Genomic DNA, 18545 nt, shown 5'->3' on the forward strand with positions numbered 1-18545 from the left:
ACTCCCTGAGGAGTCGTCACCGACGCGGCCGGAGCGCACCCCACAGCCCGACGCCGATCCCGACCACCGCGCCGCCGAGGCCGATCGCCTTCTGCGACGACGACATCTGGTCGTGCACGGCGAGTCCGCCGAGCAGGTCGGCGGCGTCGGCGCCGCCGGAGGCGAGGAACCAGCGGCGGGTGCCGGCGCCGCGCAGCGACGTGACGACCAGCGCGCCGCCGATGAGTGCGTCGCGGTAGCCCATCGAGCGCAGCAGCAGCCGGGTGGTGGTGTCGGGCTCGGACCGGTCGCCCCAGAACCGGTTCGCCTTGAGCGGCGAGACCAGGAACGAGACGCCGGACGCCAGCCGGATCGAGCCGGCGACCAGGCCGGCGGTGTCGACGCGAGACATGGCCGGAGACTAGCGGTGACTCAGGTCCTGCGGGCCCGGGTGAGCCAGAGCGCGGCGACCACGAGGGTCGAGCCGGCGAGCCCGTCGAGCCAGTAGTGGTTCGCGGTGCTGACGACGACGAACAGCGTCGCGAGCGGGTGCAGCACCCAGAGCCAGCGCCAGCGCGACCGGCACGCGGAGATCAGCACGACGGCGAGCAGCAGCGCCCAGCCGACGTGCAGACTCGGCATCGCGGCGTACTCGTTCGACATGCTGCCGAGCACCGGCGCCTGGTAGATCGACACCCCGCCGGCGTGCCCGGTGTCGACCATCCCGAGCGACGACAGCAGCCGCGGCGGCGTCACCGGCACGAGGACGTGGAAGACCAGCGCCACTCCGGTGGCTGCGAGCAGCGCCCGCTTGGCCCAGTGGTACGCCGGCCGCCGGTAGCGGTAGAGCCACACCAGCACCGCGATCGTGAGCGGGAAGTGGATCGAGACGTAGTACCGGTTCGCGAGGTCGATCAGCCAGCCGTGGCCGAGCGCCCACGCCTGCACCGACGCCTCGGCCGGCAGCCGCAGCCAGCGCTCCGCGTCGACGATGTCCTGTCCGTGGGCATCGGCGCGGCCGAGCTCCTGGGCGGCCAGCATCCGGCCGACGTTGTAGAGGAGGAACGCGCCCAGGACCTGGGCGAGCTCGCGCAGCACGTCCGTGCCGCCGGTACGACGGGACGCGGGGGGCGCGATCGTGCTCACCGCCATCGCCGACGTACCGTCCTTCCGGGATAACTTACAACTGTAAGATAGCGGGCCACTGCAAGAATCCCCGCATCGGGTCCGACCCGGCCGCGAGGTCGAACTCATCGGGAGGAGGGTCGATGCCGGCCGCAGATACGTCCGACCCGCGGTCGGAGCGCAGCCGCGCCCAGCTGGCCGACGCGCTGCGCGTGCTGCTGCGCACCCGCGACCCGCGCGACATCTCGGTCTCGGCGCTCTGCACCGAGGCGGGCGTGAGCCGGCCGACCTTCTACCAGCACTTCGCGAGCATCGACGAGGTCGCGGTGGCGGGCGTCGAGCGGCGCTTCGCGCAGCTGCGCGCCGAGCTCCCGGACGGGCCGGACGCCTCGCGCCGGCTCGTCGCCCGCTACCTCGAGGAGCTCGACACCGAGCGCGCGACCTGGCAGCGCACGATCGGCAGCGGCTCGGTCCTCGCGGCCTCCCGCGACGCGGTGGAGACCTGGTTCGCCGACCGGCTCGGCGAGCTGTCACCCGAGGCCGGGCCGACGGCGGTGCGGTACGCCGCCGCGGGCTTCCTCGGGGTCGTCCGGGCCTGGCTGTGCGAGGCGGACGGGCCCGGCCGCCGGGCACCGGAGCGGCTTGCGGCCGACCTGGCCGAGCTGTCCGGCCGGGTGCTCGGGCCGGCCGGCCCTACGCTGGGCGCATGAAGACGCGACTGACCTGCCCGTGCGGCGAGGTGATCAAGGGCCAGGACGAGGACGAGCTGGTCGAGCTGACCCAGCAGCACCTCGCGGACGCGCACCCGGGCATGACCTACGGCCGCGACGAGATCCTCTTCATCGCGACGTAGGCGCGGTGGTGCTCTCGCGCACCACCAGCGTGGTCGGGAGCATGACCGGCTCCGGCTGCCGCCCGTCCATCAGCTCCGCGATCGCCTCGACCGCGGCGCGCCCCTTCGCCGGCACCTCCTGGTGCACGGTCGTGAGCGGGGGCCGGCTCGAGGCGGCGAGCACGCTGTCGTCGAAGCCGACGACGGAGAGGTCCTGGGGCACTCGCAGCCCGAGCGACTCCGCGGCGCGGATCGTCGCGAACGCGAACGCGTCGGAGAAGCAGACCACGCCGGTCGGCCGGTCCGGCCGGTCGAGGAGCGAGAGCGCGGCGTCGTACGCCGCCCGCGGTGGCTGGTAGGCGGTCGCGACCACGACCGGGTCGACGCCGGCCGCGGCGAGCGCGTCCTGCCAGCCGAGCATCCGCTCGCGGGCGGGGTAGTTCTGGGACTCGGGCTTGGTCTCGAGCGTGACGATGCCGATGCGCCGGTGGCCGAGGGTGAGCAGGTGCTCGGCGGCGAGCCGCGCGCCGCCGCGGTCGTCGACGTGCACCTCGGCGATCCCCGGCCGGCCGACGTGGTCGATCGCGACCATCGGCAGGTTGCGCCGCTCGAGCCAGGCGATGTCCGGGGAGGTCGGGTCGCAGATGTAGAGCAGCACGCCGTCGACGGCGACGTCGCGGGCGGCGACGAAGGGCTGGTCCGCCGACGAGGGCAGCAGGGTCAGCGCCATGCCCCGGGTGGACAGGGCGTCGGACACCGAGGCCAGGAACGCCGCGGAGACGGCGTCCTCGAACGCCTCGCTGAGCGTCCCGTTGATCAGCAGCCCGACCGAGCCGGTGCGGCCGCGGGCCAGGGCCCGGGCAGCGGGGTCGGGCCCGACGTACCCGAGCTCGTCGGCGGCCGCCAGGATCCGCTCGCGCAGGTCGGCGGAGAGCTGGTCCGGGCGCGAGAACGCGTTGGACACCGTCATCCGGCTGACGCCGACGCGGTCCGCGATCGACTGGAGGGTCACCTTGGCCATGGCGCCTCCAGTATCGCGGGTCGCGCCAGCGATCGACGGCATGGCCGTCAGCCGGGCAGGCAGCGCGGGGCCGGCTCGACCCAGCGGGCCAGCCCGTGCAGGGTGGCGGCGACCCGGAGTCGGGTGCCCGCAGCGCGCGGGGCGCGGGGCTCGGGGTCCGGGACGACCGGGGCGTCGGGGCGGGCGCTCCCGGCGGTGGCGCGGGCGGCCCGGACGGCCAGGTCGGCGGCGATGGGATCGAACGTCATGGCTCCTCCAAGGGCTGGTAGATGTTCTCTTGACCGGTACAGTACGCCTCCATGCTTTACCGGTCAAGTGACCGGTAAAGATCGGCTAGGTTGGGTCCGTGATCAGCACTCCCACGCACCGCGCCTGGCTGGCCGCCGAGACTTTCCGGCTGCTCGACTTCGGGGATCGGGTGATCCATCCCGACGGCGGCGCCGCCGTCCTCGGCGAGCGCGGGGACCCGCTGCTCGAGCAGCCCGTGCAGCTCTGGATCACCGCGCGGACGCTGCACGTCTACGCCCTCGGCACGCTGCTGGGGGTGCCGGGCTCCCGGCCGGTGGCGGAGGCCGCGCTGGCCGGCATCACCGGGCGGCTGGCCGATGCCGAGCACGGCGGGTGGCGCGCCCAGGCCGAGGACGTGGGCCCGAAGAGCTGCTACGACCATGCCTTCGTGCTGCTGGCCGCGAGCAGCGGGGTGGTCGCCGGGCTGACCGGGTCGGCGGAGTTGTTCGAGGACGCACAGCGGGTCTTCCTCACCCGCTTCTGGGACGACGGGGCCGGCATGGTCGTCGACGCCTGGGACGCGGCCTGGTCGGCGCCGGACCCCTACCGGGGGCTCAACTCCTCGATGCACTCCGTCGAGGCGCTGCTCGCGACCGCCGACGTCACCGGCGACCGGGCGTGGCTGGAGCGCGCCGCGCGCGTCGCCGCCCGGGTCGTCGAGCTGGGCGCCGCCCACGACTGGCGGCTGCCCGAGCACTTCGCGACCGACTGGACCCCGGTCCTCGACCACAACCGGGACCGGCCCGCGGACCCGTTCAAGCCCTACGGCGCCACCGTCGGCCACGGGCTCGAGTGGTCGCGCCTGCTCCTGCAGGTCGAGGCATCCGGCGGTCCGCGGCTCACCGATGCGGCCGTCGCGCTCTACGACCGGGCCGTCGCGGACGGCTGGCAGGTCGACGGGGCGCCGGGGTTCGTCTACACGACCGACTGGGCCGGCGTGCCGGTGGTCCGGCAGCGGATGCACTGGGTGGCCGCCGAGGCGATCGCTGCCGCTGCGGCGCTGTGGCGGGCCACCGGGGAGCAGCGGTACGCCGACGACTACGCGCGCTGGTGGGACTACGCCGCCCGCCACCTGCTCGACCACGAGGGTGGCTCGTGGTGGCACGAGCTCGATCCGGAGAACCGACCGGCCGCCGGCACCTGGTCCGGCAAGCCCGACCTCTACCACGCCGTGCAGGCCTGCCTGCTGCCCCGGCTGCCGGTCGCGCCCAGCCTGGCGACCGCCCTACGGCACGGGATGCTGGACGCATGAGCGTGCTGGTGATCGGTGAGGCCCTGGTCGACGTCGTGCACCGGACCGACGGGTCGGTGGCCGAGCACCCGGGCGGCAGCCCGGCCAACGTCGCGCTCGGTCTGGGCCGGCTCGGCCGCCGCGTCGACCTGCTCACCGACCTCGGCGACGACGCCCGCGGCACGGTCGTCCGCAGCTGGCTGGCCGCCAGTGGCGCCCGGCTCCTGCCGACCGCAGGCGGACGTCGCACCTCCACGGCGACCGCGCGGCTGCGCGAGGACGGCTCCGCGGCCTACGACTTCGACCTGGCCTGGGCGCCCCGCGGCGACGTCGACCCCACGACGTACGACGTGGTGCACACGGGGTCGATTGCGGCCGTGCTCGAGCCCGGCGCCGGCACCGTCCGCGACCTGCTGGAGCGCGCCGGGGAGACGGCCACGATCACCTACGACCCCAACGCCCGCCCGGCGATCATGGGCGACCGGGCCGAGAGCGCGCGCCGCATCGAGGCGCTCGTGGCGCTCTCCGACGTGGTCAAGGTGAGCGACGAGGACCTCGACTGGCTCTACCCCGGCGCCGACCCGGTCACGGTCATCGAGGAGTGGCGGCAGCGCGGCCCGGCGGTCGTGGCGGTCACGCTCGGCGCGGACGGCGTGGTCGCGGCCGGCACCGCGGGCCTCGTCGAGGTCGCGGGCGTGCCGACCGCGGTCGTCGACACGGTCGGGGCCGGGGACACGTTCATGGCCGCGCTCGTCGACGGGCTGCTCGAGCTCGGGCTCGAGGCGGTGGCCTCCGACCGTCTGGAGCAGGTGCTCGCCCGGGCCGCGCGGGCGGCCGCGCTCAACGTCGCGCGCCCCGGCGCGAGCCCGCCGACCGCGACGGAGCTGGGTCCGATCAGTCGGTGACGCGGGCCAGGCGGCCGGCGTCACCACGGTCCAGCGACCGGCCGATGACCAGCCGCTGGATCTGGTTGGTGCCCTCGAAGATCTGCATCACCTTGGCCTCGCGCATGTAGCGCTCGACCGGGAAGTCGCGCGTGTAGCCGTAGCCGCCCAGCACCTGCACGGCGTCCGTGGTCACCCGCATCGCGTTGTCGGTCGCGACCAGCTTGGCGACCGACGCCTCGCGGCCGTAGGGCAGGCCCTGGTCCTTGAGCCGCGCCGCGTGCAGCATCGTGGCGCGGGCGCTCTCCACGGCCGCCTCCATGTCGGCGAGCACGAAGGCCAGGCCCTGGTGGTCGATGATCCGGGCGCCGAAGGTCTCGCGGCTCCGGGCGTAGGCGATCGCGTGGTCCAGCGCACCCTGGGCGAGCCCGGTCGCCACGGCGGCGATGCCGAGCCGGCCGGCGTCCAGGCCCGCGAGCGCGATCTTGAGGCCGTCGCCCTCCGCGCCGAGCAGCCGGTCCGCCGGCACCCGGACGTCGTCGAAGCGCATCGTCGCGGTCGCCGAGCCGGTCAGCCCCATCTTCTGCTCGGGCGGGTCGGCGAACAGGCCGTCGGAGTCGGCGTCCACGAGGAAGCACGAGATGTCGTTGCGGCCGTCGCCGGTGCGGGCCATCACCTTGTAGAAGTCGGCGTGCCCGCCGTGCGTCGTCCACGCCTTCGCGCCGGTGATGACGTACTCGTCGCCGTCGCGCCGGGCCCGCGTGGTCATCGCGGCCGGGTCGGAGCCGGCGTGCGGCTCGCTGAGGCAGTAGGCGCCGAGCAGCTCGCCGCCGAGCATCGCCGGCAGCCACCGCCGCCTCTGCTCGTCGGTCCCGGCGGTCGCCAGGCCGAAGCAGCTGAGCGCGTGCACCGACACCCCGACGCCCACGCTCGCCCAGACCGAGCCGATCTCCTCCAGCACCTGGAGGTAGACCTCGTAGGGCAGCCCGCCCCCGCCGTACTCCTCGGGGTAGGGCAGGCCGAGCAGCCCGGTGCGGCCGAGCAGCCGGAAGACCTCGCGGGGGAACTCCTCCTCGCGCTCCGCGCGGGCGACCAGCGGGCCGAGCTCGTTGGTCGCGAGGTCGCGGACGAGCGCGATCAGGTCGACGGCCTCGTCGGAGGGCAGCAGGCGGGAAGCGGGCATGCTCCGACGATAGTTGGACGTCCGACTATGTGGTCAGTCGAGGTACGCGCGCAGGTCGGCGAGCGACCGGTCGAGCCGCTCGGCGAGCGTCGGGCCGGGGTCGCGCAGCCAGAGCACGTACGCCGACAGGGCGAGCGCCAGGCAGACCTGGCTGACCGTCTCGGGGAGCGGGTCGGTCGGCGCGACGCCGTGGCGCTCGGCGACGTACTCCGCGATGACGGCGCGCCACTCGGCGTACCGCAGCACGGAGTGGGCCAGCAGCGTCGGCGTCTCCAGCAGCAGCCGCATCCGCTCGGCGTGCGGCGGGTCGGCGTCGGGGTCGAACTCGTTGAAGCGCAGCACGCCCTGCTGGACGACCTCGGCGACCGGGAGGTCCTGGGGCAGCGCGCGCAGGATCTGGCGGAAGCTCTCGAGCGTGCGGTCGAACTGGCCCCACGGGATGTCGTTCTTCGACGGGTAGTAGCGGAAGAGCGTGCGCCGGCTGACGCCGACCGCCGTGGCGATGTCGTCGAGCGTGGTGCCGTCGAAGCCGCGCTCGGCGAAGAGCCGGAAGGCCGCCTGCTCGATCGCGGCGTGCGAGGTCGCCTCGGGACGCCCCGGACCTGGAACCTGTTCCATTTCTGCCATGAGTGCACTTATTGTGGCGGGCATCACTCGTTTCCGGAAGGAGTCCCGCATGAACCCCGAGCAGAACGAGACCACCGAGGACGTCGCCGTCGAGGACCTGATCGAGGAGGTCTCGATCGACGGCATGTGCGGCGTCTACTGACATGCGGCTCGACGAGCCCTGGGCGCTCTCGCCCTCGGTGGCGCTGCGACCGGAGCCGTTCGGCGCGCTGGCCTACCACTTCGGCAACCGGAAGCTGATCTTCCTCAAGCGCCCCGAGCTCGTCGCCGTCGTCCGCGCCCTCGCCGCTGCCGACGACGTCCGGTCGGCCCTCGTCACAGCCGGGATCCCCGAGGCCAGCTGGCCGTCGTACGTCGCCGCGCTCGAGGGTCTCGCCGCCTCCGACATGGTGCGAAAGGTGGCCGCATGAAGCTGGTCGAGCACTTCGAGCACGGGCTGGACGCGCCCATCTGCCTGACCTGGGAGCTGACCTACGCGTGCAACCTCGAGTGCGCCCACTGCCTCTCGAGCAGCGGTCGCCGCGACCCGCGCGAGCTCACCACCGAGCAGTGCGAGGCGGTGATCGACGAGCTGCAGCGGATGCAGGTGTTCTACGTCAACATCGGCGGGGGCGAGCCGACGATCCGCCCGGACTTCTGGCACCTCCTCGAGTACGCCGTGGCGCACCAGGTCGGCGTGAAGTTCTCGACCAACGGCGTGCGGATCACCCCCGAGCGCGCCCGCTTCCTGGCGAGCACCGACTACGTCGACGTGCAGATCTCGCTGGACGGCGCGACCGCCGAGGTCAACGACTTCGTGCGCGGCCCGGGCTCCTTCGACACCGCGCTCCTCGCCCTGCAGAACCTGCAGGACGCCGGCTTCCGCGACGCCAAGATCAGCGTCGTCTGCACCCGGCAGAACATCGGCCAGCTCGACGAGTTCAAGGCGCTCGCCGACCGGTACGGCGCGACGCTGCGGCTCACCCGCCTCCGGCCGAGCGGCCGCGGCGCCGACGTCTGGGACGAGCTGCACCCGCTGCCCGAGCAGCAGCGCGAGCTCTACGACTGGCTGCTGGCCCACGGCGACGACGTGCTCACCGGCGACTCCTTCTTCCACCTCGCGGCGTTCGGCCCTGCAGATGGGAGCGGGGCGCTGCCCGGCCTCAACCTGTGCGGCGCCGGCCGCGTGGTCTGCCTGATCGACCCGGTGGGCGACGTCTACGCCTGCCCGTTCGCGATCCACGACCAGTTCCACGCCGGCAACCTGCTCACCGACGGTGGCTTCCAGGCGGTCTGGCAGACCTCGCCGCTCTTCACCGAGCTCCGCTCGCCGCAGACCGGCGGCGCCTGCACGAAGTGCGCGCACTACGACGCCTGCCGCGGCGGCTGCATGGCCGCGAAGTTCTTCACCGGCCTGCCGCTCGACGGCCCCGACCCGGAGTGCGTGCAGGGACACAGCGAGCTCGCGCTCGCCGGCGCCCGGACGATCCCGGCCGCCTCGCAGGACCACTCGAAGGCGGCGCCCACGCGCAACCAGCCGGTGATGCTCAAGCTGATGACTCGGCCGCCGGTCTCCGACTGCGCGGAGAGCCCGCTCGCGGGGTTCGTGCCATGAGCCGCCCGGACTGGCTGGAGAACCCCTGGAAGCAGAACCCCTGGTTCGAGTCCGTCGCGGTCGCCCAGCGCCGGGCGCAGAAGCGGCTGCCCGCTCCGGTCTACGGCGCGCTGGTCGCCGGCTCCGAGCGCGGCCAGACCATCCACGACAACCAGGCCGCGTTCGCCGAGATCGGGCTGCTCCCGCACGTCGCCGGGCACCACGCCGACCGCGCGATGAGCCGCACGGTCCTCGGCCACGAGGTGTCGCTGCCGGTGCTGATCAGCCCGACCGGCGTCCAGGCGGTGCATCCCGACGGCGAGGTCGCGGTCGCGCGCGCGGCCCATGCCCGGGGAACCCTGATGGGGCTGTCCAACTTCGCGTCGAAGCCGGTCGAGGAGGTCGTCGAGGCCTGCCCGCGCACGCTCTTCCAGATGTACTGGACCGGCGACCGGGATGTGATGGTGCAGCGCATGGAGCGCGCCCAGAAGGCCGGCGCGGTCGGCCTGATCGCCACCCTGGACTGGTCGTTCTCGATGGGCCGCGACTGGGGGTCGCCCGAGATCCCGGAGCGGATCGACCTCAAGACGATGGTGCGCATGGCGCCGCAGGTCGCCACGAAGGTCCGGTGGCTGCGGCAGTTCGGCCCGCGCCACATCCCGGACCTGACCGCGCCCAACCTGGCTCCGCCGGGCGGCTCGGCGCCGACGTTCTTCGGCGCCTACTACGAGTGGATGACCACCCCGCCGCCGTCCTGGGAGGACGTCGCGTGGATGCGCGAGACGTGGGGCCAGATCAGCGGCACGCCGTTCCTGCTCAAGGGCGTCGCGCGCGTCGACGACGCCCGGCGTGCTGTGGACGCGGGGGTCGACGCGATCTCGGTGTCCAACCACGGCGGCAACAACCTCGACGGCACGCCCGCAACGATCCGGCTGCTCCACCCGATCGCCCGCGCCGTGGGGGACCAGGTCGAGGTGCTGATGGACGGCGGCGTACGCCGCGGCTCGGACGTGGTCAAGGCGCTGGCACTGGGTGCCCGCGCGGTGCTGATCGGCCGCGCGTACCTCTGGGGTCTCGCCGCCAACGGCCAGGCGGGCGTGGAGAACGTGCTCGACGTCCTGCGCGGCGGCATCGACTCCGCCCTGCTCGGGCTCGGGCTCTCGTCGATCGACGAGCTCACGCCGGAGACCCTGATCGTGCCCGAGGGCTTCCACGTCTCATGACCCGGTTGGCCGCTGCCACCTCGCCCGAGACCGCCGGTGCCGGGCTGGTCCTGGTGCCGGTCGGCTCGGTCGAGCAGCACGGGCCGCACCTGCCGCTCGACACCGACACGGTGATCGCGGTCGCCGTCGCGGAGGGCGTGGCTGCCGAGCTGCCCGGCACCTGGGTCGCGCCACCGATCAGCTACGGGTCGAGCGGCGAGCACCAGTCCTTCCCCGGCACGGCGTCGGTCGGCACAGAGGCGCTCACCCACGTCGCGGTCGAGCTCGTCCGCTCGCTGCGCACCTGGGCGTCCCGGGTCGTCCTCGTCAACGCGCACGGCGGCAACCTCGCCGCGCTCAACGCGTCCGACGAGATCGAGTGGGTTCCGTGCGCGACCGAGGAGGTGGACCTGCACGCCGGGTTCACCGAGACCTCGCTGATGCTGCACCTGCGGCCGGAGTCGGTGCGGCTCGACCGCGCCGAGGCCGGCAATCCCCAGCCGTTGAGCGAGATCCTGCCCGCCATGATGGCCGGCGGCGTCGCGGCGGTGTCGGCCAACGGCGTGCTCGGCGACCCGGCCGGTGCGACCGCGGCCGAGGGCGAGCGGGTGCTGAAGGCGATGGTCGCCGACGTGCTGGGGCGACTGTCGTGAGCCGGGTCGCGCTGGTCACCGGGGCCGCGGGCGGCATCGGGTCCGCGACGGTCGCGCGGCTGGTCGAGCAGGGCTACGCCGTCGTCGGGTACGACGTGCGCGATGCTCCGGATCCCGACGGCGGCGTGCACGTGGTCGGCGACGTGGCCGACCGCTCCGAGCTGCAGGCAGCCGTCGACCTGGCCGTCGGGCGGTGGGGCCGGCTCGACGTGGCGGTCGCGGCGGCGGCCGTGATCGCGGGCGGCCGGCCACTGTGGGAGACGCCCGACGACGAGCTCCAGGAGCTCTGGGACGTCGACGTGCGTGGCGTCTGGAACACCGCGGCGGTGGCCGTCCCCGCGATGCTCGCCGGCCCGGCGCCGAGCGGCTGCCGGTTCGTCGCGGTCGCGTCGGCCGCGGCGTCGTACGGGCTCTTCCACCTGGCGGGCTACACCGCCGCCAAGCACGCCGTCGTGGGTCTGGTGCGCGGGCTCGCGGCCGACCTGGTGTCGACCGGTGTCACGGCCGTCGCCGTCTCGCCCGGGTCGACGAACACCCCGATGCTGGAGGAGACGGCCCGGATCTACGGCCTCTCCGACCCGGTCTCGTTCGCGTCCAGCCAGCTGCTGCGCCGGGTGCTGGACCCGGCCGAGGTCGCGGCGACGATCGCGTTCTGCTGCTCGGTGGAGGGCGCCGCGCTCAACGGCAGCGTGGTCAGCGCCGACGGCGGCTTCCGGCCGTGAAGGAGTCCCGGGGAGCCCTGCCGGCCGGCTTCCGGGTGCGGGTCGGGGCGGACGTGCGGGTGCACGACGGCGGCCGGACGCTGGTGGGCGGCTCACCGCTCCGGGTGCTCCGGCTGCGCGAGCCGGCGCCGGCACTGGCGCGCGGTGACGTGCTCGAGGTCGCTGACCGCACGAGCGGGCTCGTCGCGGAGCGGCTGCTCGCCGCCAACCTGGCCGCGCCCGAACCTCCGCCCGGGCCGGTCGGTGAGCTCACCGTCGTGGTGCCGATCCGCGACCGCGCCGACCGGCTAGACCGGCTGCTGGCCGGGCTCTGCCAGGAGGGGCAGGGCCTCCCGGTCGTGGTCGTCGACGACGCCTCGCGCGACCCGGCCGCCGTCGCGTCCGTCGCGGCGCGGCACGGCGCCCGGCTGGTCGCCCTGTCGGCGAACGTCGGCCCGGCCGGGGCGCGCAACGCCGGGATCGCGCAGGTGCGCACGCCGTACGTCGCGTTCGTCGACTCCGACGTCGTCGTCGCCGCGGACACGCTGCGCGGCCTGGCCCGCCACTTCGCCGACCCCAACGTCGCCGCGGTCGGCCCGCGGGTGCGCGGGATGGCCGTCAACGGCCGCCCGCGGCGCTTCGAGCGCTGGGACGTCGACGGGCTGTCGCTCGACCTCGGCGCCACCCCGGCGCTGGTGCGCCCGTGGTCGAGGGTGGGCTGGCTGCCCAGCGCCTGCCTGCTGGTCCGCCTCGCCGACCTCGAGGACGGCGCGTTCGAGGCCGACCGTCGGGTGGGGGAGGACGTCGACCTGGTCTGGCGGCTGATCCGGCGCGGGCGGCAGGTGCGCTACGACCCGGCGCACGTGGCCGAGCACGACAGCCGCGGCACCTGGTCGACGTGGCTGGGCCGCAAGGCGTTCTACGGCTCCGGCGGGGCATGGCTCGCGCAGCGGCACGGCGACTGGATGGCCCCGGCCGTGCTCTCCCCGGTGCCCGCGCTCGGCGCACTCGCGGTGGTGTGGCAGCGCCCGTGGTCGATCCCAGGTGGTCTCGCCGCCCTTGCGCTGGTGCGGCTCCGGCTGGGGCGCACCCTCCCGGACACCCCGGACCGCGCTCGGCTCGCGTCCGCGCTGACCGCGGAGGTGGGCGTCTCGACGCTGCGTCAGGGCGCCCACCTGCTGCTGCGGCACTGGTGGCCCGGCACGGCGGCGGCCTGTCTCGTGTCGCGCCGCGCTCGTCGGGCGGTCGCGGCCGCGATGGTCTGGGACCTGCTGGACCACCGGGACGTGCCGGTGGTGCGGGCGCCGGAGGCCTTCGTCGCCCGGCGCCTCGACGACCTCGCCTACGGCGCGGGGCTGTGGTGGGGGGCGTTGCGGGCCGGGTCGGTCCGGGTGCTGGTGCCGAAGGTCACCGGTGCACGTCGCCCGCGAGCGCCGCGGCCGGAGGCCTGACCGGCGACTCGATCCGCTCGACGACGATGCGGCGCACGACGGACGCGATCGCCTCGGTGACGTCCTCGGAGGTCTGGTCCTCCATGCCCTCGAGGTTGTCGAGGATCCAGTCGCAGAGGTCGTCACGCAGCCGGTCGATGGTGGTCGCGCCGAGCGAGGTGAGGGTCAGGTCGTCGAGGTTGCCCTCGACGTAGCCGGCCGCGACGACGTCGCGGAAAACCGGCTCCAGCACCGCGGGCGGCAGGTGCCGGGACCAGGCGATCATCGCCACGTCGGCGCGCCGCCCGGAAGCGCTGAGCCCGTAGACCTGGACCAGCGCCCAGATGTTCGCGGCGCCGAGGCCGGAGTCCTGGGACTCCAGCAGGTCGAGCACCCGGTCGCGGCGATGACCGTAGAGCAGGTTCGCGATCCGGCGCGACAGGATGTCCTTGCTGGGCAGGGACTCCGGGGCCGCGAAGCCACCGCCGAGGTCGCCGGCCTCCTGCGCGAGGCTGTCGGAGAGCGGCACCTGCGGGAGCAGCAACGCGAGCACGAACGCGACCAGCGCGACCGGCGCCGCCCAGAGGAAGACCAGCGAGAGCGACTCGGCGTAGGCGTCGACGACGGCGCCGATCAGGTCGGGGTCGAGGGCGTGCAGCTCGCCCGGCGTGTCGACCGCCGACGGGTCGACGCCGGGGCTGATCGCCAGCGCGGCGGGGAGCCGGTCGCTCAGGAAGTTCGCGTAGAGGGAGCCGAAGATGGCCGCGCCGAAGGCGCCGCCCATGGTGCGGAAGAAGGTCACGCCGGACGTCGATACGCCCAGGTCGGCGTAGGGCACCGAGCCCTGCACGATGATCGTCAGCACCTGCATGGCCAGGCCCATGCCGACGCCGAGCACGAACAGCGCGGCGGCGGACTGCAGGCTGCTCGTGCCGGCGTCCATCCGCGACAGCATCAGCAGGGCGCCGGCGGTCACGAGGGTCCCCACCACCGGGAAGACCTTGTAGCGCCCGGTCTTGCCCACGGCGTTGCCGACGCTGACGGCGGTGATCATCAGGCCGATCACCATGGGCAGCATCCGCAGGCCCGACTTCGTGGCGGAGTCGCCCTCGACGTACTGGAAGAACGTCGGCAGGAAGGTCATCGAGCCGATCATGGTGAAGCCGACGACGAAGCTCAGCGCGCAGCAGTCGGCGAAGACCCGCGAGCGGAAGAGCCGCATCGGGAGGATCGGCTCCTCCGCGCGCAGCTCGATGAGCACGAACGCCGCGAGCAGCGCGACGCCGAGGGCCAGCAGCCCGAGGACCTGCCATGAGCGCCAGTCGTACGTCGTGCCGCCCCAGCTGGTCGCGAGCACCAGGGCCGCGGCCCCGCCGGAGACCGCCAGCATGCCGGGGAAGTCGATGCGCTGCCGCCCGGCGCCGGGCACCGCCGGGATGGTCCGGTTGGCGACCACGATGACCACGATCGCCAGCGGCACGTTGACGTAGAAGCACCAGCGCCAGCTGAGGTGGTCGGTGAAGAGGCCGCCGAGGAACGGCCCGATCACCGTCGCGAGGCCGAAGACCGCGCCGAGCGCGCCCTGGTACTTGCCGCGGTCGCGCAACGGGATGATGTCGGCGATCAGCGCCATCGCGGTGACCATCAGGCCGCCGGCGCCGAGCCCCTGGATCGAGCGGGACACGATCAGCCAGGTCATGCCCTGGGCGAGGCCACACAGCGCCGAGCCCGCGATGAAGACGATGACGCTGACCTGGAAGACCTGCTTGCGCCCGAACTGGTCGCCGATCTTGCCGACGACGGCCGTGACCGCGGTCTGGGCGAGCAGGTAGGCGGTGACGACCCAGGACATGTGGGCGCCGCCACCGAGGTCGCCGACGATCGTGGGCAGCGCGGTGCCGACGATGGTGCTGTCGAGGGCGGCGAGCAGCATCCCGAGCGCGATGGTGCCGAAGGCGATCGTCCGCGCTCGTCCGGTGACCGTCCGGGGTGCGATGAGCGTGGTCTCGGACATCGCCGGCCTCCTCATCGTGTGACGTGTTCCACCCTGCCTGACCGGCTCGGCATCGCGCCAGGCTGAGAGAGTGACCTCCATGAGTGGACTCCCCGAATCCCTTGCCGGCAAGACGATCGCCGTCCTCGGCGGCACCGGCCCCCAGGGCCGCGGCCTCGCCCGCCGGTTCGCCGACGCCGGCCTGGCGGTCGTCATCGGCAGCCGCAGCGCCGACCGCGCCGCGGAGGCCGCGGCGACCCTGGTCGAGGCGGTCGGCGGGACGGTCACCGGCGCCGACAACGCGGGCGCGGCGGCGGCGGGGGACATCGTGGTCGTCGCCGTGCCGTGGGACGGCCACGGCGAGCTGCTCGCCTCCCTGAAGGACGCGCTGGCCGGCAAGGTCGTCGTGGACTGCGTGAACCCGCTCGGCTTCGACAAGCAGGGTGCCTACGCGCTGCCGGTCGAGGAGGGCTCCGCCGCCCAGCAGGCGCAGGCGATCCTCGCCGACGCCACCGTGGTCGGCGCCTTCCACAACGTCAGCGCCGTGCTCCTCGAGGACCCCGAGGTGGCGTCCGTCGACACGGACGTGCTCGTGCTCGGGGACGTGCGCGAGGCCACCGACCTGGTCCAGGACCTCTGCGGCGTCATCCCCGGCGTCCGGGGCGTCTACGGCGGTCGGCTCCGCAACGCCCACCAGGTCGAGGCGCTGACCGCCAACCTGATCTCGGTGAACCGCCGCTACAAGGCGCACGCCGGCATCCGGGTCACCGACGTCTGAGCGACGAGCCGCTGGAAGGAGCTGACATGGGCGACGAGGTGCTGACCGAGCGACGCGACGGCGGCGTGCTGGTGGTCACGATCAACCGGCCGGAGGCCAAGAACGCCGTCAACGGCGCGGTCGCGGCGGGGATCGCGGCCGCGCTCGACGAGCTCGACTCCGACGACCAGCTGCGGGTCGGGGTGCTGACCGGCGCCGGCGGCACGTTCTGCGCCGGGATGGACCTCAAGGCGTTCCTCCGTGGCGAGGCGCCGACGGTCGAGGGTCGCGGGTTCGGCGGACTCACCGAGGCGCCGCCCCGCAAGCCGTTGATCGGCGCGGTCGAGGGCTGGGCGGTCGCCGGCGGCTTCGAGCTGCTGCTCGCCTGTGACCTCGTGGTCGCCGCCGAGACCGCTCACCTCGGCGTGCCGGAGGTCAAGCGCGCGCTCGTCGCCGCGGCCGGCGCCGCGATGCTGCTGCCCCAGCGGGTGCCGCTGGCGATCGCGCTCGAGATGCTGCTCACCGGCGACCCGATCACCGCCGGGCGGGCCGCGGAGCTGGGGCTGGTCAACCGGGTCACGCCCGAGGGCGGCGCACTCGAGGGTGCGCTGGCGCTCGCGGCGGCCATCGCCGCCAACGGACCGCTCGCCGTGGCCGTCAGCAAGCAGGTGGCCCGGGAGGCTCGGGACTGGTCCGGCGCGGAGGCGTGGACCAGGCAGGCGGACCTGGTGCTGCCGGTGTTCGTCTCCCAGGACGCCCAGGAGGGCGCGACCGCGTTCGCGGAGAAGCGTCCGCCGCGTTATCAGGGTCGCTGACGGAATAATCTTCTGCTTGACTGGCGTTGAGCAGGACGATCTGTGGGTGACATCACCACAGGACGTCCACTCTTTTGGTCAGAAACGGTCCGTAAGACCCGTATGCTTGACCGTGCCGGACCTCGATCCGGTGCTCCAGTCAGTGCGACGACGGTCGCTACGTGCGCAGGCACGCAGCGGCCGTCGTCTGTGTCCAGAACAGAAAGCAGCCCGTGAACATCTCGCTCGCGACGGTCGTCGGCCTCGCCGGCACGCTCCTCGCGTTCGCCTACACCGTCCCCCAGATGCGCAAGCTCGCGCGCACCGAGACCGCGGCCGGCGTCAGCGTCGCCGCGCTCGCGAACTCGACGGTCAGTGGTGTCGCCTGGACGATCTTCGGCGTCGTCGAGCACGAGCTGTGGGTGGTCCTTCCGGCGCTGCTCAGCCTGCCCGGCACGGCGGGGGCGCTGCTGCTCGCCTGGACCCGCGGTGGGAACCGCGACCGGCTGTGGCTCCCGGCCCTCTGGGCCGCCACCATCGCGGCGCTCACGGCGCTGGTCCCGCTGCTCGGCTCGCGCCCCATCATCGTGGCGCTGGGCTGCTCGATCACGCTCATGGTCGCCCCGGCCGCCCTGACCGCCTGGCGCTCGCACGACGTCTCGGCGATCGCGGCGTCCGCGTGGGCGATGCTGATCGTGGACGCGATGCTCGCGGGGGCCTACGGGCTGCTCGCCGACATCGACGCCAACCTCATCTACGCCCTGGTGGCCACGAGCGGTGCCGCGCTCATCCTGGCCCGGCTCGCCGTGCCGCCGCACGTGCACGCCCGCTTCGTCCCGGTCCCCGACGACGTCGACCGCGACGGGCTCAGCCTCGCTGCCTGACGCCCAGCGGACGGCGTACGGCCTTGCCCGCCTCTGGCAGGCTTCGGGCATGGCATTTCCCGGCGGCGCCGCGGCGAAGCGGATCGTGCTGGAGGTCGTCGGCTGGACGCTCGTGGTCGCCGGCCTGGCGGCGCTGCTGCTGCCCGGCCCCGGCCTGCTGATGCTGTTCGCCGGCCTGGTCGTGCTCTCGCAGCAGTACGAGTGGGCCGAGCGCCGGCTCGACCCGGTCGAGCGGGCCGCCAAGCGGGCGGCCGCCGAGGGCGTCGAGAACTGGTTCCGGATCGCGATGTCGACCGCCGGTGCGCTGTGCATCGTCGGCTTCGGCGTCCTCTGGCTCGCGGACCCCGCGGTGCCGGGCTGGTGGCCGCTGAGCGACTCGCTGTGGCTGCCGGGTGCGCCGGCCGCCGGCATCAGCCTGGTCCTCTCCGGGTTCATCGCGCTCGGCCTGCTGGTCTACAGCTACGTCCACTACCGCGTGCACGGGGCGCCGGTGCCGGACAAGCGAAAGGCCGCCGGCGAGGTCACGGAGGACCCCGCCGACGGCCCGTCGACGTGAGGATCTAGGCCGCTCGGGCCCGTGCCACCTGGCTGGTCGTGGTGGCGCAGACGCCCGGGATCGGCAGGCCCAGGCCGCAGACCGGCGCGAGGACGGTGCCCGGGTTCGGGACACCGCCGCTGCCAGCCGCCGCGTCGCAGATCGCCTGCGGGAGCCCGGCGCTGCAGAGGGGCTGGATCGGCGAGGCGCCACCCGGTCCCGGTGGGGCGGTCGCGGCGTCGCAGATCGCCTGCGGCAGGCCGGCGTTGCAGAGCGGCTGGATCGGGGAGGCGCCACCACTGCCGCCCGGCATCGGCAGCTGGCCGAAGGCGTCGCAGATCGCCTGCGGGAGCCCGGCGTCGCACGCCGGCTGCAGCGGGTTGGTGCTGCTGCCGCCACCGGTGCCGCCACCGCCGCCGCCCGTCCCGCCGCCGCTGCCGGCCGCGTCGCGGCACTTCCGCCACGCCTTGCGAGCCTTCTTCAGCTGGCGGTCGGTGCGGGTCTCGATCCTCTTGGCCCGGGTGACCCTCTTCGACGCGGCGCGCTTCTCGTGCCGGCTGTCGGCCCGCTTCATGGCCTTGCGGGCGTTGTAGAGCCTCTGGTCGCCGCGGTCCTCGGCCCGCTTGGCCTTGCGCAGGCCGCGCCACTGCTTGGTGCACGCGCCCGCCCGCTCCGTGGCGTGCGTGGACCGCTGCGTGGACTGCTGCGTGGCGGCGCGATCGGTGCCGCGCTGGCTGCTCGCCGCGTCGGCGCTGGTCGCGCCGACCAGGGTCAGGGTGCTCGCCACGCACAGGGCGAGCAGTCCCTTCAAGAGCTGCGTGATCATCGGGTCTCCCTCAAGTCCGGCCGCCCG

The 18545-nt window shown here is 74.0% G+C and carries 23 protein-coding genes; 15 read left to right on the forward strand and 8 right to left on the reverse strand.

Annotation, left to right across the window (positions count from 1 at the left end; all coding sequences use genetic code 11):
- Positions 1-16: 16 nt before the first annotated feature.
- Positions 17-391: a DUF4267 domain-containing protein gene (locus tag HZF07_RS15860; protein WP_157342889.1), complete on the reverse strand. Its 375-nt coding sequence runs from the start codon at positions 389-391 to the stop codon at positions 17-19.
- Positions 392-411: 20 nt separating this feature from the next.
- Positions 412-1125 carry a phosphatase PAP2 family protein gene (locus tag HZF07_RS15865; RefSeq protein ID WP_157342891.1) on the reverse strand — a complete coding sequence of 238 codons (714 nt, stop codon included), beginning with the start codon at positions 1123-1125 and terminating at the stop codon, positions 412-414.
- Positions 1126-1247: 122 nt separating this feature from the next.
- On the opposite strand from HZF07_RS15865, the gene HZF07_RS15870 reads away from it, so the two are divergent.
- Together HZF07_RS15870 and HZF07_RS15875 are read left to right on the forward strand one after the other, a co-directional pair.
- Complete coding sequence (locus HZF07_RS15870; RefSeq protein WP_157342892.1) at positions 1248-1814, forward strand: TetR/AcrR family transcriptional regulator; 567 nt, start codon at positions 1248-1250, stop codon at positions 1812-1814.
- Positions 1811-1957 carry a DUF1059 domain-containing protein gene (locus HZF07_RS15875; protein WP_157342894.1) on the forward strand — a complete coding sequence of 49 codons (147 nt, stop codon included), beginning with the start codon at positions 1811-1813 and terminating at the stop codon, positions 1955-1957. The genes HZF07_RS15870 and HZF07_RS15875 overlap by 4 nt, the downstream gene beginning before the upstream one ends.
- On the opposite strand, the gene HZF07_RS15880 is transcribed toward HZF07_RS15875, so the two are convergent.
- Both HZF07_RS15880 and HZF07_RS15885 read right to left on the reverse strand, forming a co-directional pair.
- Positions 1944-2957, reverse strand: a complete 1014-nt coding sequence (locus HZF07_RS15880) for a LacI family DNA-binding transcriptional regulator (RefSeq protein ID WP_157342897.1) — start codon at positions 2955-2957, stop codon at positions 1944-1946. The genes HZF07_RS15875 and HZF07_RS15880 overlap by 14 nt on opposite strands.
- A gap of 47 nt (positions 2958-3004) precedes the next feature.
- On the reverse strand, positions 3005-3205 hold the full coding sequence (locus HZF07_RS15885; protein WP_157342899.1) for a hypothetical protein: 201 nt from the start codon (positions 3203-3205) through the stop codon (positions 3005-3007).
- A 98-nt stretch (positions 3206-3303) separates the two neighbouring features.
- Here HZF07_RS15885 and HZF07_RS15890 point away from each other — a divergent pair, with 98 nt between their 5' ends.
- Positions 3304-4497, forward strand: a complete 1194-nt coding sequence (locus HZF07_RS15890) for an AGE family epimerase/isomerase (protein ID WP_181645264.1) — start codon at positions 3304-3306, stop codon at positions 4495-4497.
- Positions 4494-5381, forward strand: coding sequence for a carbohydrate kinase family protein (locus HZF07_RS15895; protein WP_157342901.1), 888 nt, complete (start codon positions 4494-4496; stop codon positions 5379-5381). Before HZF07_RS15890 ends, HZF07_RS15895 begins: the two co-directional genes overlap by 4 nt.
- Here HZF07_RS15895 and HZF07_RS15900 read toward each other — a convergent pair.
- Complete coding sequence (locus tag HZF07_RS15900) at positions 5371-6543, reverse strand: acyl-CoA dehydrogenase family protein (protein WP_157342903.1); 1173 nt, start codon at positions 6541-6543, stop codon at positions 5371-5373. The two genes, HZF07_RS15895 and HZF07_RS15900, sit on opposite strands and share 11 nt — an antisense overlap.
- Positions 6544-6576: 33 nt before the next feature.
- Positions 6577-7170, reverse strand: coding sequence for a mycofactocin system transcriptional regulator (gene mftR, locus HZF07_RS15905; protein ID WP_157342904.1), 594 nt, complete (start codon positions 7168-7170; stop codon positions 6577-6579).
- A 49-nt stretch (positions 7171-7219) separates the two neighbouring features.
- Here mftR and mftA point away from each other — a divergent pair, with 49 nt between their 5' ends.
- The 7 genes from mftA to mftF are packed head-to-tail and all read left to right on the forward strand — an operon-like array spanning position 7220 to position 12750.
- Positions 7220-7312 (forward strand): mycofactocin precursor MftA, encoded by a 93-nt coding sequence (mftA, locus tag HZF07_RS15910; RefSeq protein WP_157342906.1) that lies wholly within the window; start codon positions 7220-7222, stop codon positions 7310-7312.
- A gap of 1 nt (position 7313) precedes the next feature.
- Positions 7314-7580: a mycofactocin biosynthesis chaperone MftB gene (gene mftB, locus HZF07_RS15915; protein ID WP_157342908.1), complete on the forward strand. Its 267-nt coding sequence runs from the start codon at positions 7314-7316 to the stop codon at positions 7578-7580.
- Positions 7577-8764, forward strand: coding sequence for a mycofactocin radical SAM maturase (mftC, locus tag HZF07_RS15920; protein WP_157342910.1), 1188 nt, complete (start codon positions 7577-7579; stop codon positions 8762-8764). Before mftB ends, mftC begins: the two co-directional genes overlap by 4 nt.
- Positions 8761-9966, forward strand: a complete 1206-nt coding sequence (gene mftD, locus HZF07_RS15925) for a pre-mycofactocin synthase MftD (protein WP_157342912.1) — start codon at positions 8761-8763, stop codon at positions 9964-9966. Before mftC ends, mftD begins: the two co-directional genes overlap by 4 nt.
- The gene (gene mftE / locus HZF07_RS15930) at positions 9963-10598 is read left to right on the forward strand and encodes a mycofactocin biosynthesis peptidyl-dipeptidase MftE (protein ID WP_157342914.1); all 636 of its coding nucleotides are present in this window, start codon (positions 9963-9965) and stop codon (positions 10596-10598) included. Before mftD ends, mftE begins: the two co-directional genes overlap by 4 nt.
- Entirely contained in the window at positions 10595-11320 is a 726-nt protein-coding gene (locus HZF07_RS15935) for a mycofactocin-coupled SDR family oxidoreductase (RefSeq protein ID WP_181645265.1), read from the forward strand. The genes mftE and HZF07_RS15935 overlap by 4 nt, the downstream gene beginning before the upstream one ends.
- On the forward strand, positions 11317-12750 hold the full coding sequence (gene mftF / locus HZF07_RS15940; protein ID WP_309504787.1) for a mycofactocin biosynthesis glycosyltransferase MftF: 1434 nt from the start codon (positions 11317-11319) through the stop codon (positions 12748-12750). The genes HZF07_RS15935 and mftF overlap by 4 nt, the downstream gene beginning before the upstream one ends.
- Here mftF and HZF07_RS15945 read toward each other — a convergent pair.
- Positions 12707-14743 (reverse strand): MDR family MFS transporter, encoded by a 2037-nt coding sequence (locus tag HZF07_RS15945; RefSeq protein WP_232523061.1) that lies wholly within the window; start codon positions 14741-14743, stop codon positions 12707-12709. The two genes, mftF and HZF07_RS15945, sit on opposite strands and share 44 nt — an antisense overlap.
- A gap of 79 nt (positions 14744-14822) precedes the next feature.
- Here HZF07_RS15945 and npdG point away from each other — a divergent pair, with 79 nt between their 5' ends.
- From npdG to HZF07_RS15965, 4 genes are all read left to right on the forward strand, one after another.
- A complete protein-coding gene (gene npdG / locus HZF07_RS15950) occupies positions 14823-15500 on the forward strand; it encodes an NADPH-dependent F420 reductase (protein ID WP_157342918.1) in 678 nt (225 codons plus the stop codon).
- 26 nt (positions 15501-15526) lie between these two features.
- Positions 15527-16294: a crotonase/enoyl-CoA hydratase family protein gene (locus HZF07_RS15955; protein ID WP_157342920.1), complete on the forward strand. Its 768-nt coding sequence runs from the start codon at positions 15527-15529 to the stop codon at positions 16292-16294.
- Between the two features lie 212 nt (positions 16295-16506).
- Positions 16507-17157 carry a PQ-loop domain-containing transporter gene (locus tag HZF07_RS15960; protein ID WP_157342922.1) on the forward strand — a complete coding sequence of 217 codons (651 nt, stop codon included), beginning with the start codon at positions 16507-16509 and terminating at the stop codon, positions 17155-17157.
- Positions 17158-17206: 49 nt separating this feature from the next.
- Positions 17207-17713, forward strand: a complete 507-nt coding sequence (locus tag HZF07_RS15965; RefSeq protein WP_157342924.1) for a PGPGW domain-containing protein — start codon at positions 17207-17209, stop codon at positions 17711-17713.
- A gap of 4 nt (positions 17714-17717) precedes the next feature.
- On the opposite strand, the gene HZF07_RS15970 is transcribed toward HZF07_RS15965, so the two are convergent.
- Entirely contained in the window at positions 17718-18518 is an 801-nt protein-coding gene (locus HZF07_RS15970; protein ID WP_157342926.1) for a hypothetical protein, read from the reverse strand.
- Positions 18519-18545: the final 27 nt, after the last annotated feature.

The organism is Nocardioides agri, from assembly GCF_013778305.1.
Classification (GTDB): Bacteria; Actinomycetota; Actinomycetes; order Propionibacteriales; family Nocardioidaceae; genus Nocardioides; species Nocardioides agri.

Coding starts and splice junctions, on each gene's coding strand:
- HZF07_RS15860 (WP_157342889.1), bottom strand. CDS start 391: ATGTCTCGCGTCGACACCGCCGGCCTGGTCGCCGGCTCGATCCGGCTG.
- HZF07_RS15870 (WP_157342892.1), top strand. CDS start 1,248: ATGCCGGCCGCAGATACGTCCGACCCGCGGTCGGAGCGCAGCCGCGCC.
- HZF07_RS15875 (WP_157342894.1), top strand. CDS start 1,811: ATGAAGACGCGACTGACCTGCCCGTGCGGCGAGGTGATCAAGGGCCAG.
- HZF07_RS15880 (WP_157342897.1), bottom strand. CDS start 2,957: ATGGCCAAGGTGACCCTCCAGTCGATCGCGGACCGCGTCGGCGTCAGC.
- HZF07_RS15885 (WP_157342899.1), bottom strand. CDS start 3,205: ATGACGTTCGATCCCATCGCCGCCGACCTGGCCGTCCGGGCCGCCCGC.
- HZF07_RS15895 (WP_157342901.1), top strand. CDS start 4,494: ATGAGCGTGCTGGTGATCGGTGAGGCCCTGGTCGACGTCGTGCACCGG.
- HZF07_RS15900 (WP_157342903.1), bottom strand. CDS start 6,543: ATGCCCGCTTCCCGCCTGCTGCCCTCCGACGAGGCCGTCGACCTGATC.
- mftR (WP_157342904.1), bottom strand. CDS start 7,170: ATGGCAGAAATGGAACAGGTTCCAGGTCCGGGGCGTCCCGAGGCGACC.
- mftA (WP_157342906.1), top strand. CDS start 7,220: ATGAACCCCGAGCAGAACGAGACCACCGAGGACGTCGCCGTCGAGGAC.
- mftB (WP_157342908.1), top strand. CDS start 7,314: ATGCGGCTCGACGAGCCCTGGGCGCTCTCGCCCTCGGTGGCGCTGCGA.
- mftC (WP_157342910.1), top strand. CDS start 7,577: ATGAAGCTGGTCGAGCACTTCGAGCACGGGCTGGACGCGCCCATCTGC.
- mftD (WP_157342912.1), top strand. CDS start 8,761: ATGAGCCGCCCGGACTGGCTGGAGAACCCCTGGAAGCAGAACCCCTGG.
- mftE (WP_157342914.1), top strand. CDS start 9,963: ATGACCCGGTTGGCCGCTGCCACCTCGCCCGAGACCGCCGGTGCCGGG.
- HZF07_RS15945 (WP_232523061.1), bottom strand. CDS start 14,743: ATGTCCGAGACCACGCTCATCGCACCCCGGACGGTCACCGGACGAGCG.
- npdG (WP_157342918.1), top strand. CDS start 14,823: ATGAGTGGACTCCCCGAATCCCTTGCCGGCAAGACGATCGCCGTCCTC.
- HZF07_RS15955 (WP_157342920.1), top strand. CDS start 15,527: ATGGGCGACGAGGTGCTGACCGAGCGACGCGACGGCGGCGTGCTGGTG.
- HZF07_RS15965 (WP_157342924.1), top strand. CDS start 17,207: ATGGCATTTCCCGGCGGCGCCGCGGCGAAGCGGATCGTGCTGGAGGTC.
- HZF07_RS15970 (WP_157342926.1), bottom strand. CDS start 18,518: ATGATCACGCAGCTCTTGAAGGGACTGCTCGCCCTGTGCGTGGCGAGC.